The sequence below is a fragment of the Vibrio pacinii DSM 19139 genome (genome assembly GCF_000711795.1).
GTDB classification, from domain to species: domain Bacteria; phylum Pseudomonadota; class Gammaproteobacteria; order Enterobacterales; family Vibrionaceae; genus Vibrio; species Vibrio pacinii.
Genome location: NZ_JONH01000002.1, coordinates 297,437 through 311,635, shown reverse-complemented (window position 1 = coordinate 311,635; position 14,199 = coordinate 297,437). Strand labels below are relative to the sequence as shown.

Genomic DNA, 14,199 nt, shown 5'->3' with positions numbered 1-14,199 from the left:
CGTCTAATAGGGACAATGCCTATCGCCCGCCAGCAATGTCAATGAACGAGCCTGTGACATATGAGGCCTCGTCTGAGAGTAGCCAAGCAATGGCATTAGCCACTTCAAGCGCCGTTCCACCGCGCTTAAGCGGGATAAATTCAGCCAATCGATCAACACGTCCCGGCTCGCCACCATCGGCATGCATTTCCGTATAAATACACCCAGGTCTTACGCTATTGACTCGAACACCTCGCTCAGCCAACTCTAGAGATAGGCCTTTCGTCAACGAGTCCATCGCGCCCTTGGAAGCGGCGTAATCAACATATTCAAATGGCGCGCCTGTACGGGATGCAGCAGAAGAGACATTGACAATAGCCCCTACACCATCAAGTTGGTTGATAAACGTTTTACAACACAAGAAGCAGCTCACTACATTGGAGTTCATCACTCGCTTAAAACGAGCAACATCAATGTCACACAGCGTCGATTGGTCAAAGAGAATCCCGGCATTGTTTACCAGATGAGTCACCATGCCATAGCAAGCTCTCACTTCAGTAAACATCGCCTCAACTTGCGCTTGATCAGACACATCCGCTTGAAAAGCAAAGGCCCGCCCTCCCGACTGAGTAATCTGCTCGACCACCTGTTGAGCCCGAATATGATTATTTAGGTAATTGACACAAACCAAATACCCCTGCCCGGCAAGCAGCTTGGCCGTTTCAGCGCCAATACCTCGACCCGCCCCCGTCACTATCACAACGTTGTTCATTATTGTTCCTTCAACATTCCTTTGTCGTCCCACTTTACACTGTAAAATCAACCGTGACTAACCGTTTACTACCCTAGTGTTCAGTATGAAGATATAAAAAAACCGAGCGCTAAGGCTCGGTTTTATAAAGCAATATGGCGATTACAGCTCGGCGTTATGATAAACCTGCTGTACGTCATCACAGTCATCAAGAAGATCAAGGAACTTTTGGAACTTCTCTGCATCGTCACCAGCAACTGGTGTGTGAGTCTGAGGAACAAAAGTAATCTCTTCGACATCCATCGTTAAGTCTGGGTAGGCGCTATTCAACGCTGTTTTCGTTTTGAAGAACTCAGTGTGAGGAGCGAATACCGTGATCACGCCATCTTCTAGTTCAACATCAGTGACATCAACGTCTTCCATCATTAGCGTTTCTAGAATGACTTCATCATCATCGCCTTTGAATTGGAATACCGCTTGGTGATCGAACATGTGAGAAACAGCACCTTCAACACCAATTTTCGCGCCCGTTTTAACAAAGCATTGGCGTACATCTTGGAAAGTACGGTTGCCGTTATCAGTCAGACAGTCAACGATAACACTTACGCCACCAGGGCCAAAACCTTCATAGCGAGCTGGTTGGTAGTCTTCACCACCACCACCAGTCGCTTTATCGATCGCTTTATCGATAACATGCGCTGGGACTTGGTCTTTTTTCGCTTTCGTGATCAGGTGCTTCAGAGACAAGTTCATGTCTGGATCTGGACCACCGTTTTTCGCGCACATGTAAATTTCTTTACCGTATTTGGAATAAACTTTAATTTTTGCGCCTGCAGTTTTTGCCATAGAGGCTTTGCGCACTTCAAAACTTCTTCCCATCGGGATCTTCTCTCTAATTCAATTTAACGCGAAGGATTTTAGCAAAATGCGAGCACATTTCAATTTCTCGCTTTGCAGAGGAATAAAGCGAATTACGCCACGCCCATTACTCGTTTATATTTTTCAACAGACTCTAAGAATGACACTTTTTCTGCGTCATCGGCAATTCTCGCTGCTTGCTGATCAATTTCATCAGGCATCGCTTTCGCTTCTCGGAGTTTCCAAACCAAAAACGACGCTTGCTTATCAAGCTCTATCTTGTTTTTCTCGCTCGGCGGAAGAGTAGACAGGTTAATCGACATACCAAGGCTCTCATCTGCAAAATATGGGGAGGGAATATACCACACAAGCGCCTATTGTAGAGAGCCAATCCCTATGTGTGCTACGGAATAGATCAAAAAAATGGTAAAAATAAAGGGTGGTAATCCACTACCGCCCTCTAGTATTTGTGTATGAGTTCAAAACTAGTGCAAAATACCCAGTTCTTTCGCCTCTTCAATAGTCAAGCCGCTTTCTCGAATCTCTCTTAATGCTTCGATACGACGACGAGCTTCGGCAGACTTAACTTGTTTAGTTGGCGATTTTTGCTCTACTTCTTCCGTGAAGTCCCACGTGCTAGCAATTTTACTCATTTCATCATGGTCAATAGAATTAATGGACATAAATACCTCCGAACAAACCATGCAAGGGACAACTAATCTGTAGCAAAATCTACCACCCCTTGTTAAGAATTTTAGCTCGATAATGTGATTGTGCTAGTAGTTCGATAACTCTTAGTGTTTTTTGTATAAATAAGCTTTGCGCCCACTGCTATTGCGCAGTACATTCACAAGATTACCCCGAGCCAAATCAAAGCGATCAACGTCTCATTTTCTGCCGCTTAAGTGTTACCAGCGCGCGTTTCTAACAACTCTCTTAGTCAAACTCCACTCGATATTCTCTTACTAACTCAATGTGCAGTGGCGAAGTCACTTTTCTCAAGCCACACTATATCTATTGACAAAACAATGCTGACGTCTGTAATTCAACAAGGTTGCAAGAAGCGCATCAATGAGGATTGAGAGTATGAGCGAGCTAGAACGTTGGTTAGAAAATATGATGAACTGGCACCAGACCCGAAAGCATGATCAAGAACCATCACTTGAGTGTTTACTGCTCGCAACTCCTCATACACTCTGGCTAGACGCGGTCAGTGATGAGCAAAGCGAAGCCATGGCATTGTGGTTAGACGGTTGTCTGAGAATATTCAAGCGTTGTCATGATAGCCAACCAATCAAAGCCTATCAGTTTCTTCAACTCGCTAGCGCGCAGTTGCAACAATTGGCAAGTTCGAATCAATATGAATTAGTTGTCAAAGATTGGGCAATGAAACGCTTGCAGCTTTTGGTGGTGATGAGTTTGGAGTTTTGCAATCAACGTCCGGAAGATCATTGGCAAACTGAATCAAAGCAATTGATCGAAGCACACGTACGTTTCAGCCAAAGCCTTGCTTGGAATGAATCCCGCAACAATGATCAAGGGGCATGGATCGTCCATTAACAGCAATACGGAACAATGATCAAGGCATGATTATGTTTTAGATTGTTCGAAAACGTCTGTAAGACCTGAATTTTAGACAAAAAAAAGCGAGTTCAGAGAACTCGCAAACTATTCAGAATGAATGTAACAATATGAGCCAATCTATCAGGGACAATCCTATCCCTCATTTATCAGAAAGGACAAAAGGTTGTCTATTCGGGATAAATAATAACCAAGCTTCAGCTCATCATTGTCAGCCCGTTGTCAGAGGAATGTCGTTCCTTTGTCTGATCTAACCAAGAGTGTAACAGCGTGTTTCGAGTGGTGGCATAAGCAAAAAAGCCAGCGACAAATCTCACTGGCTTTTTCACTGATCGATGATGTTAGTGGTTAAACCGCCACTTCGTCTAACGCCCTAAATACCGTCTCATCAAGGTGGCCTTCAAAAACCTGTTTGCACACTTTTCGTCTAACCGCGAGGCCGGCGATCAATCGCTCAATCGACAAATGCTTGTTCTCACTTTGGCCATTGTACAGTTCAACCATTTTACTCAAAGTTTCGTAGGGAACGACGTGCTCACCGACTCGTAAGAAATCAAGCTTGTCTATAAGCTCCAGGCACTCTTCTTGGATTGAGGCATGAGTGTGCCCAGTCATGGCTGCTAAAGCCGTTATAGAGCGTTCTAGGGCCTCTGAGGAGGTGTATTTGGATAAGGTTATGGTGATCTCGTCAGCGTTGATCTCAACCAAGTGTTTTCGTTGTTTGACTCGGCGGCCTAATTTGCCACGTGGAGAGCGCTCTTTACGCTGAATAGGCTCAAACTCACCGTCGATGATTTGCGACATCTCTTCGAGCTGCTGTTTCGAGACCATTTCATTGCGCAGAGGGTTAGGCAACGTTGGCGCCATGTTGCGTTTCCCCGCATTGGTCATGCGCGCTCGAGAGTACCTTAACACTTCGTCTGCATCACACTTGATATCAAATTGATAATCTTTAATTTTGTCGCCATCGAGCAAGGTCAAAATGGTCAAATGGTAACCCCACAGATTAACCACAAATAACTCATCAGATCCTTTATTGTCTGACAGCTTCTTCAGTTCTCGGATCAGATCCATTGAGAAGCGACGCCATTCGATATTGCGAGCTAACTTCTGATTCAATTCACTGAGTAACATCGAGTCGGTATGGCGGCGTGACATACGGCTACGAAAATAGCTGTACAACTGAAATACTAGCGTGTGTTGCTTTAGAATTTCAGGTGGGAACAAGAAGAAATAATCACGGGTGAGTAGCTCTTCGTAGAATGAGGGTTCCCAAACCAGAATGTATAGGTTCGGTTTAATGCGTATTTCGCCGTCAGCGCCTTCTGTAGGTGCCTCTTCCGATGCGGTAATGGTACGGGCTATAAAACGGAAGCGATCGCTCTTGAAGCCTTCTGGCATGTTCTCACTTAACCAACGCCCAGTGAGTTCATGCAGTTGAAAATCGGTAAATTCGATACGATCAATACTATCACGGATTGAATCACGTGCCGGACCACTGTCTTTTTTGCCACGTAGGGACAAGATATCGGTGATGTAGAGCGGCGTTTTATTGGGTACATGAGTACCATCAAGCTGGTATTGATGCTGGTGATGTTCGTGATATTGAACGGTCAATGTGAACAACGCAAACAGCGTCATCAGATCATCCACGGTCATGATACTTTTTGATGATCGTGTTTCGATCACGGCACGAGTCCCCGAGATCGAGACCATGCTTTTCTGATAACTTTTTCGAGTTCGCGGTGGCGCTAACGCTTGATCAATAATCCCAGCCCAGTTGGTTGGAGAAACGACAAACTGATCCGCCTCGTCTTTCATCGCAGGTGGCGTATTCAGACCGTGTTCATTGAGCAGGCGTTTGTTGACTTGGGTTTGCGCTAATGCCTTGGAACGTTTTTGCTTTTCATTGAGCTTAACCGATTCTGTCACCAAGCTGGTGGCGCCTAACACGGAGATCAATTGGTTAGGGTTTACAAACTGGTGCAGCATGGTTTTGCCTGCAAGGCCTTGCTCGAAACGTACCGGGATCTGCTTGAACAGGCCAATGGTAACGGCTGCTCTGAGTCGTTGTTGGATAGCGGCGCGAGTGACTTGACCGTCGGTGGCATTAATTAATTCAGTGGTCGAGACCAAACCATCTTTGCTACTAAATCCTCGTAAAGAAATTAAGTTCAGAAGTTCAACGATACTTTTCGTCACGCCTTTGAAGTGCTGGTATTGCTCGATCCAATTGACCGCAGATTCTGACACTTCAAACAAATGTCCATCTTTGTGGCTTCTTGGCGCTTTGATCAGTAGTTTTTCTTCTGAGCTCATTATTAGATCCGTGTCACAGTAGCCGTAATATCGCTATAGTTCCGAAAGAATAAAGAAAAAAAGATCATAAATAAAGAAAAATTTGTTGCTTTTAAATAACTGATCTTTCTGATTAATATGATCTTAAATGATTATATGATCTAATGATCCGGCTAGTGATCTGGTTGTAAGTTGTTGTCTTTAAAAGACTATTTTTTTTAAGGTTGGAAAGCATGATCATGACTTTACCGTAAGCATGATCATTAAGTCACTGAAAGCATGATCAAAAATGTTGGAAACGATGATCATTAAAAGCCTGAATCAATGATCAATGTAATCTAGAAAGCATGATCATCACTCTTGCACATTTTATCCACAGACTTGGCGAGTAAGGTCACTTGAATCATTGTCATCAAAAAGGGAACGGCGACTTTTAATCACGAAACAATGATCAAGGAGAGTGCTATTTTAACCCTGTTTGCTGTTTAATTCAGCATATTTCCTATCGAAAAACAATGTGATGTTTTTATCCACATCATCGCATATTCATTTAAATGTCCGAAAGCATGATCATGTTATTGGGCAGACGACGGCTAATATTTCGATTGCTGTTCAATATTCAAGGTAGAACGAGCATATTTTGGCTAAAGTCAGAATCCATATACATTCAACCGTAAATTAGTTGATATTTTGCATGCTTCCGGGACGCATATACACTTGATCATTTTTCCGATCATTGATCTTGTCTGTGGACCGAAAGCGATCACTCATCATCGTGTAAATCAACCTTGATCATCGTTCCTAGTAGGACTCATCGCTTCGAAAGCATGATCACGAGTACCCTCTTGATCATTGTTCCGTGTTTTAGGTCACTGCCCTACCCTGATGAGCCAAATACGCACGATGACTGATATCTACTGTCACTACTAGGTACGTTCAAATCGAAACGGCACCATCCGTAAATTAGTGATGAATCTTAATCGTTCCGAGTAAATCTTGTTCAATGATGCTTTTTATTTACAATGTAAATATGTGACGCTGTGACATTTTAAATCTGGTTTATTATTGTTAGCAATCCCGACGTTTTTTAGACTATAAATTGACTTCATTTTGTCCATTGAACATTAAATTTATGTCAATTTTATATTTAGTGTGATTTTGCTCGATAATTGTATGTTCACCTTTTTATTGTATGTAATTGTAAATGCTGTACAATTGCATCAGTTCAATAACAACGGAATTTGGCAAATGAAACGAGAACAAACCATTGCGAGTCTCATTCAGCTAGCAGAACAAACAGCCCAGGTTCAGGCTGATCGTATCGAAATCGTATTAGAAGAGCGCAGCGATGAACATTTTCCTCCAATGTCGAAAGCATTAATGGAAACTCGATCGGGATTAACACGCCGCAAGCTCGATGACGCAATTAGCAAGCTTGAAGCGGATGGCCATCAATTTACTAAAAATAACGCCAACCACTATTCTATCTCTTTGCAAGAAGCCCATATGCTGATGGATGCTGCTGGTATCCCTAAATTCTATGAACGTAAAAAAAATGGTGACAATAAACCATGGATTATTAATGTTCAGAATCAGAAGGGTGGGACAGGCAAGTCGATGACAGCGGTTCATTTGGCGGCCTGTTTAGCATTAAATCTAGATAAGCGCTACCGTATTTGTTTAATCGATTTGGATCCACAAGGTTCATTGCGTTTGTTTTTAAACCCTCAGATTAGTCTAAATGACCATGACAATATCTACTCAGCGGTAGACGTTATGCTCGACAATGTTCCTGATGGTGTTGAGATCGACAAAGAGTTCTTACAAAAGAACGTATTGCTACCGACGCAATACCCAAATTTGAAAACAGTGTCAGCTTTCCCTGAAGACGCAATGTTTAATGCTGAGGCATGGCAGCATCTGTCTAAAAACCAGTCGCTTGATATTGTCAAGCTGCTTAAAGAGAAGTTAATCGATAAGATTGCCGACGAATTCGATGTCATTATGATCGATACTGGTCCGCACGTTGACCCCTTAGTTTGGAATGCAATGTACGCCTCAAACGCGTTACTGATTCCTTGTGCAGCTAAGCGTCTTGATTGGGCATCAACGGTGAACTTCTTCCAACATTTACCGACGGTATATGAAATGTTCCCAGACGACTGGCAAGGACTGGAGTTTGCTCGTCTAATGCCAACGATGTTTGAAGACGATAATAAAAAACAAGTCGCTGTATTGACCGAAATGAACTATTTGCTTGGTGATCAAGTGATGATGGCGACGATTCCACGTAGTCGCGCGTTTGAAACCTGTGCCGATACTTATAGCACAGTGTTTGACCTTACAACTGGTGACTTTGAAGGTGGTAAGAAAACTCTGGCGACGGCGCAAGATGCGGTTCAAAAAAGTGCTTTAGAACTCGAACGTGTATTGCATAGTCATTGGTCATCATTAAATCAGGGGTAATTAAAAAATGGCTATTAAAACTTCAGATTTGAACGCCAGATTATTTGGCAAAGCGAACAAGCGTAATGTAACGACGCCACAAGAAGCACAGCAGGCCGCTAAAGAGCAGACACAAGTTATTGAGCTAGCCGTTGCGGGTGAAAGTAAAGTGCAGTTTGAGTTGGTTCGAATTCCCGCAGACCAAATCACTGAGCAAACCGTTGTGTTTGCTGAGAATGCGCGTGAACAGTCATTTCTTAACGAACATGCCTTGTCTGATGTCTTAGTTACACTCCGCGAACGAGGTCAGCAGTATCCAGCCGTTGGTCGTAAACGCCAAGACGGCAAGATTGAAGTGCTCGATGGCAGCCGTCGTCGTATGTCTTGTCTGTTGGCTGAGCAAGAATTCCTTATCTACGTTGGCGAGAACATTAGCTCAAAACACGCTAAGTTTCTATCAGACGTAGCTAATGCCCATAAACCGCTCTCTTTATACGAGAAAGGCAAAGAGATGCTGGCAAGGCTTGAAAGTGGCGAAGCTGAGGACCAAAAAGCGTTAGCCAAGATGTTTCAATGCAGCGAAGCATTAGTCAGCGGTGCCTTGAAAGCGGCCGATTTGCCATTGGAGCTTTTGCAAGCTTACCCGAATGTTGCCGATCTGGGTCGCCCGACTATCGTTAAATTGCACAAGCAATACAATTGTCTCGATCAAGGCCAACGCACGCAGCTATTAGAAAAGTGTCGCACTAAAGACGGATTTGTTTGGCAGCGTAGCGAATCTCAAGGGGTCGCACGCATTACTAAAGAAGTCAGTGAAACTATTGAAGCTTGGATTGAACAACTCGCACCTACCAAGAAAGGCGCTGTGGCAAAAACTGAGTTGATTAAAGGTCGTGCGAGCTACTCGCGTAAAGGTACGAGCTTAACGCTTAACCTTAAAAAAGTTGACGATACCTTGATGAACGAGATTCTCGACTTGGTCGCGCAAAAACTCAATTAATCGATCTCTCCCAGATCATAGCCGCTTTTTAGCGGCTTTTTTTGTGCCATAATAAAGCCCAACAAAATCCAATCGCCATGCTACTTTCAATGAATCCGATCAAACTGTTTTTCTCGCAGCTTCTTACTCGTGCCTTGCAGCGAAACCATCGATTTGGGGTCGTGCTTAAAGGAAGGGAACAGTGGCAGAATCAAGCTATCGCAACCTTAATCCAACCGCTAAAGTCGGACGAGCTATTTTGTCTTGGTGGTGAAAGTCATCACCTAGCTGCCAAGCAGGTCGCTTTCAATAAAGGTCATCAACTGCTAGGCCAAGAGTGTCGAGTATTGTTGTGTGACATTCGAGATGGGGTTGACGCTAACAGTCTCAGCGCCGCGACAGGTTGTGTTCGGGGCGGGGGACTAGTGATTGTGATTGCTAGCCAAGCCCAGCCAATCACCCCTGCAGAGCAATGGCTGACGCGTGCATTGGAAAGCTTGTTGGTTTTAACCCCTAATGCAGCGATACCTGCCATACCTGAAGCATTGTCTCCTAAAACATTACCACCTAACGCGGTGTCGAGTGGATTCCAATCCTATTCACAACAGCAACAAGCGATAGATAAAATCATCAATGTCGTTGAAGGACATCGTAAACGGCCATTAGTGATGACGGCCGATCGCGGGCGTGGTAAAAGCAGTGCGCTAGGCATGGCAGCCGCTCAGCTGATGCAAAGTCGAAATATCCATATTGTTTTGACCGCGCCTTCGCTAGCAGCCGTGAAACCCGTCTTTGAACATGCGGCACGGCTGTTGCCAGAAGCTCAGTTGACCAATCGCTCTATTAAGTTTGAACGCTCTACTCTTGAGTTTGTTGCACCTGATGACTTGTTATCACGCAACGTTGAGAGTGATTTTTTGCTCGTTGATGAAGCATCCGCTATTCCAATTCCGATGCTTCAAGCCATGGTTGAGTCTTATCATCGAGTGGTATTTTCTACCACTATTCATGGCTACGAAGGCTGTGGACGGGGTTTTACGCTTAAGTTTCAATCTTGGCTTAAAGCGCAACGTCCTGGCAGCGTCTTTATTCATCTTGACCAACCCATCCGATGGAACGTCAACGATCCGCTAGAGCAGTGGCTCTTCGATAGTTTTCTATTGAACGCTGAACTTAGCCCTGTGTCATCTGTCTCTGGAGATGTTCATTTAACTCGTCTCGACAAATTAACCTTGATGGAACAACCAGAGTTACTGCGCGCTTGTTTTGCGTTGCTCGTTAATGCGCATTATCAGACCACCCCGAATGATCTGATGTTGCTACTCGCTGATGACGCGATTCAACTGTATGGCTGTTTTGAACAGCAAGTGTGTATAGGTTGCCTATTGACGGTTGAAGAAGGAAGGCTCGACAACACTCTTATTGAGCAAATCCAACGTGGCAAACGTCGCCCTAAAGGTCATTTGGTTCCTGTAACCTTGGCCAATCAGTTAGGTATTGCGATCGCTGCCGAGCAACACAGCTTGCGAATCATGCGCATCGCGGTCCATCCGCAATTGCAGGGCAACGGCATTGGACACAAGATGCTCACGCAATTGATTCAGCAGACCGACTTCGACTATTACTCCACCAGCTTTGGAGCAACCGAAGAACTGGTTCGATTTTGGCGTCAAAGTGACTTCTTCCCGGTCAGGTTGGGGACTCAACGTGATCAGGCGAGTGGGTGTCATTCGATTGTTATGCTGTACGGAGCGCCAATCTGGCGACAACAAGCGGAACAATTATATCGACAAACGTTATGTTATGCGTTGAGTGAAAATTTTGCGTCACTTGAGATTGATGTCGTCCGTAGTTTGTTCAGCAATTATAATGCTTCCGTTGATTTTCCTAGCGCGCAGGGCCTTATACAAAACTATATTCAAGGTGGAGCAAGCTTTGATAGTGTCGCTCCTATACTCGATTTATGGTGGAAACAGTGCCCGCAAATATTACAGCAAGCAAGCCCACTGTTTATTTATCGTGTGGTACAAAGGCACTGTTGGACACAATGTGCTGAACGGTTAAAGCTAGCGGGACGGAAACAGGCTGAACTGACCTTTCGAAGCGAGTTGCAATCACTTATCCAACAAGTTCAGTCACAATCAGGTGATTAATTCATTTGATGATTTACACTGTAAAATGAACATAACGGCCCCAGAATCGGCGGATTTTACAGTGTAAATCAATCCTTTCCTTATCCTCGTTTCATGTCTCCAGAATGATTTATATACGACGAAATCAAACACTATATGTATCAATAACATAAATTTTTATTAGATAAAAAACTCAATCTAACTGTCTAATTAATAAATAAAAATAGTTATAACTATGTATATGATGAGGGGCAGTTCCCCCAATATGTCTATTGTACCGGCTTGCGTATTGTTGAATTGTTCCTACACTGGATAATAAGCAACATGCTTAGTATGTGGTTAGGAATAATAATAAAGTAGCACGGTGATGAAATGGAATATTTATTACCCGAGAACCTTGATATTTCAACGGTTCTTGATAGCACCAATTTATATCAACGTTGGTTAACCAGCGACGGTTCACTAGCAATAGATGCGTCGAACGTTAAGCGAGTCGATGCGGCTGGCTTGCAGGCGCTCACAGCGTTGTTTCTTAGTGCCAAATCCAATCAAGTAACTATTCACCTACTGCATCCGACGGAACTTCTCGTCGAAAGTATTACGACTCTTGGACTAAATAATCAGCTTGATATTCATCACTAAGTTGGAGAAAGGATATGACAAAAATTCTTGCTGTGGATGACTCTGTTTCGATTCGCCAAATGGTGAGCCACACTCTGCGAGATGCAGGATATGAGGTCGAGACAGCGAACGATGGTCGCGATGCTTTAAGTAAAGTGACAAGCGCTAAATTTGATGTCGTTATTTCTGACGTCAATATGCCTAACATGGGGGGATTTGAACTGGTTAAGGCATTACGTGAAAAGCCTCAATACAAGTTTATTCCAATTTTAATGTTGACCACCGAAGCCAGTACTGAAAAAAAACAACAAGGTAAGTCTGCTGGTGCGACGGGCTGGTTAGTAAAACCATTTAATCCTGACACGCTACTAAAAACATTAAAACGCGTGATTTAACCTCGAAAAATATTATAAGTCGTCACGACAACGTCACACGGTAGGGCGAACAATGGCTTTAGACATGGAACAACTGCGCAAGATGTTTTACGAAGAATGTCGTGAAAATCTTAATGTGCTTGAAGAAATACTGCTGAATTTGCAGGTCGATCAGGTCGATGACGAGTCGATCAATACTATTTTTCGTGCTGCACACTCTATAAAAGGTGGAGCAGGGACGTTTAACCTCCTCGACATCAGTGAGTTTACTCATAGTGTTGAAGCCTACCTAGATTTGGTACGTAATCATCAGCGTCATCTCACTGCGCAAACGGTCGACTTGCTGCTCAAAAGTGGCGACTGTATTCACAATATGCTTGAAGGTCATGAACTGGGGAGTGAGGTTAATACCGAGCTCAAGCAGCAAGTTACGCAAGACCTGGTGGCACTGCTTGATGAACCTGCGTCATCCACTGACGAGGTAACGGCCAGTAATGCCGAACCATCCGACGCTGTTGAAACCGATGCCAGTGAGCAGCCATGGCTGATTCATTTTGTCCCTCACCAAGAGATGTTTTTTAGTGGCAATGACCCATTAAGGATATTAAGGGAGTTGAATGAGCTTGATGAGAGTTGCGTGATCCAAGTTGACTGCTCTCGTTTACCCGAGATAGAAGCGATTGAATCTGAACTTTGTTATTTGAGTTGGTCTGCAACGCTTGGCGCTTCTATTGAACGAGAACAGATAACCGAGATATTTGAATGGGTTGAAGATGAATGCGATCTCACAATTGAACGTCTTGACCTTTCCCCCGCAGAATCTGGCGTAGAACCATTAGTTAAGCAAGAGGTTGTGGCAGACAGTCTTGCTCCGACTGAGCAAAACATGGTGACTAAGCCAGGGCAGAAAACGACCAAACCCGAATCTAGTGTCAGTTCAATTCGCGTCGATATTGATAAAGTGGACAGCTTAATTAACTTGGTCGGGGAATTGGTCATTACCCAATCGATGCTGACAGAAATTGGCAACGATTTTTCCTTGGATAAACTGGATAACCTCAAGTCCGGTCTCGAACAATTGCTGCAAAATAGTAAAGATCTGCAAGAGAACGTACTCAATATTCGTATGTTGCCAGTTAGCTTTGCTTTTAGTCGTTTCCCTCGTTTGATTCGCGATCTTTCTGGTCGACTTGATAAAAAAGTAGACCTGAAAATAAAGGGTGAACAAACCGAATTAGATAAAACCGTGTTAGAGCGCATTGTTGACCCTTTAGTTCATCTAGTCAGAAATGGCATTGACCACGGTATAGAAGCTCCCGCTGTTCGAGTTGAAAAAGGTAAACCCTCTGCTGGGACGATAGAGCTCAACGCATACCATCAAGGTGGTTCGATTGTTATTGAAATCAGTGACGATGGCGCCGGTCTCGATTGCGACAAGTTGTGGAACAAAGCGCTGGAAAAAGGTGTATTGCCGAGTGACTCTCGCCGCGAAGAGTTTTCTGACAAGCAACTGATGAATCTTATTTTTGCTCCCGGATTTTCGACCGCAGAACAAGTCTCTGATATTTCAGGGCGTGGGGTCGGGATGGATGTTGTTCGACGCAACATCGAAGAGCTAAGTGGTCACATTGAAGTGGAGTCTGAGCTAGGGCGAGGTAGTCGTTTTATCATTAGTTTGCCACTGACATTAGCCATCTTAGATGGTCAGTTGGTTAAAGTGGGTGGCGAAGTCTACGTGATTCCTTTGCTCACTATTGTCGAGTCGATACAAATCGACCCTGAGAGCATTAAGTTAGCTTCAGGAGGCGTTGAACTTTACCGTCTGCGCGACGAGAACATCCCCATTTTGCGTCTGCAAGATGAACTAGAGATGGGCGTTAGCGGAAAGCTTGACCGACAGCTGATCTGCTTTGTCGAAGCGGCGGGGAATCGCGTCGGCTTGCTGCTTGATGAGCTGCTTGATCAGCAACAGGTTGTGATTAAGAGCCTCGAATCTAACTACAGTAAGGTCGCCGGAATTTCTGGTGCCACCATTTTAGGTGATGGTTCGGTATCACTGATTTTAGATATTCAAGGTTTGATTACCGGCTTTACTCATCGTAGTAATGATTCCTCACACAATGGTTTGGCCGCTTAGGGAGTTGCGATGGACAGCATCAGCATAGATAAACCTCAACCGGA

The 14,199-nt window shown here is 44.1% G+C and carries 12 protein-coding genes; 7 read left to right on the top strand and 5 right to left on the bottom strand.

From position 1 onward, the window contains the following. Positions 1–19: 19 nt before the first annotated feature. The 4 genes from BS19_RS03645 to BS19_RS03630 form a co-directional block, all read right to left on the bottom strand. Positions 20–751, bottom strand: coding sequence for an SDR family oxidoreductase (locus tag BS19_RS03645; protein WP_038173396.1), 732 nt, complete (start codon positions 749–751; stop codon positions 20–22). Positions 752–892: 141 nt separating this feature from the next. Beyond that, entirely contained in the window at positions 893–1,609 is a 717-nt protein-coding gene (locus tag BS19_RS03640) for a YebC/PmpR family DNA-binding transcriptional regulator (protein WP_038173395.1), read from the bottom strand. Positions 1,610–1,701: 92 nt separating this feature from the next. Further along, positions 1,702–1,911, bottom strand: coding sequence for a DUF3283 family protein (locus BS19_RS03635; protein WP_038173394.1), 210 nt, complete (start codon positions 1,909–1,911; stop codon positions 1,702–1,704). 162 nt (positions 1,912–2,073) lie between these two features. Beyond that, complete coding sequence (locus BS19_RS03630) at positions 2,074–2,271, bottom strand: PA3496 family putative envelope integrity protein (protein ID WP_038173393.1); 198 nt, start codon at positions 2,269–2,271, stop codon at positions 2,074–2,076. Positions 2,272–2,674: 403 nt separating this feature from the next. On the opposite strand from BS19_RS03630, the gene BS19_RS03625 reads away from it, so the two are divergent. Beyond that, the gene (locus BS19_RS03625; RefSeq protein WP_038173392.1) at positions 2,675–3,148 is read left to right on the top strand and encodes a hypothetical protein; all 474 of its coding nucleotides are present in this window, start codon (positions 2,675–2,677) and stop codon (positions 3,146–3,148) included. A 369-nt stretch (positions 3,149–3,517) separates the two neighbouring features. On the opposite strand, the gene BS19_RS03620 is transcribed toward BS19_RS03625, so the two are convergent. After that, a complete protein-coding gene (locus tag BS19_RS03620; protein ID WP_038173391.1) occupies positions 3,518–5,488 on the bottom strand; it encodes a replication initiator protein RctB domain-containing protein in 1,971 nt (656 codons plus the stop codon). A 1,227-nt stretch (positions 5,489–6,715) separates the two neighbouring features. On the opposite strand from BS19_RS03620, the gene BS19_RS03615 reads away from it, so the two are divergent. The 6 genes from BS19_RS03615 to BS19_RS03590 all read left to right on the top strand — a co-directional run bounded on the left by BS19_RS03615 (position 6,716) and on the right by BS19_RS03590 (position 14,155). Then, positions 6,716–7,933 (top strand): ParA family protein, encoded by a 1,218-nt coding sequence (locus tag BS19_RS03615; protein WP_038173389.1) that lies wholly within the window; start codon positions 6,716–6,718, stop codon positions 7,931–7,933. 7 nt (positions 7,934–7,940) lie between these two features. Further along, on the top strand, positions 7,941–8,912 hold the full coding sequence (locus BS19_RS03610; protein WP_038173387.1) for a ParB/RepB/Spo0J family partition protein: 972 nt from the start codon (positions 7,941–7,943) through the stop codon (positions 8,910–8,912). A gap of 89 nt (positions 8,913–9,001) precedes the next feature. Then, the gene (locus BS19_RS03605) at positions 9,002–11,044 is read left to right on the top strand and encodes a tRNA(Met) cytidine acetyltransferase TmcA (RefSeq protein ID WP_038173385.1); all 2,043 of its coding nucleotides are present in this window, start codon (positions 9,002–9,004) and stop codon (positions 11,042–11,044) included. A 351-nt stretch (positions 11,045–11,395) separates the two neighbouring features. After that, a complete protein-coding gene (locus BS19_RS03600) occupies positions 11,396–11,665 on the top strand; it encodes an STAS domain-containing protein (RefSeq protein ID WP_038173384.1) in 270 nt (89 codons plus the stop codon). A 14-nt stretch (positions 11,666–11,679) separates the two neighbouring features. Beyond that, complete coding sequence (locus BS19_RS03595; protein WP_038173383.1) at positions 11,680–12,039, top strand: response regulator; 360 nt, start codon at positions 11,680–11,682, stop codon at positions 12,037–12,039. A gap of 52 nt (positions 12,040–12,091) precedes the next feature. Further along, complete coding sequence (locus tag BS19_RS03590) at positions 12,092–14,155, top strand: chemotaxis protein CheA (protein ID WP_038173381.1); 2,064 nt, start codon at positions 12,092–12,094, stop codon at positions 14,153–14,155. Positions 14,156–14,199: the final 44 nt, after the last annotated feature.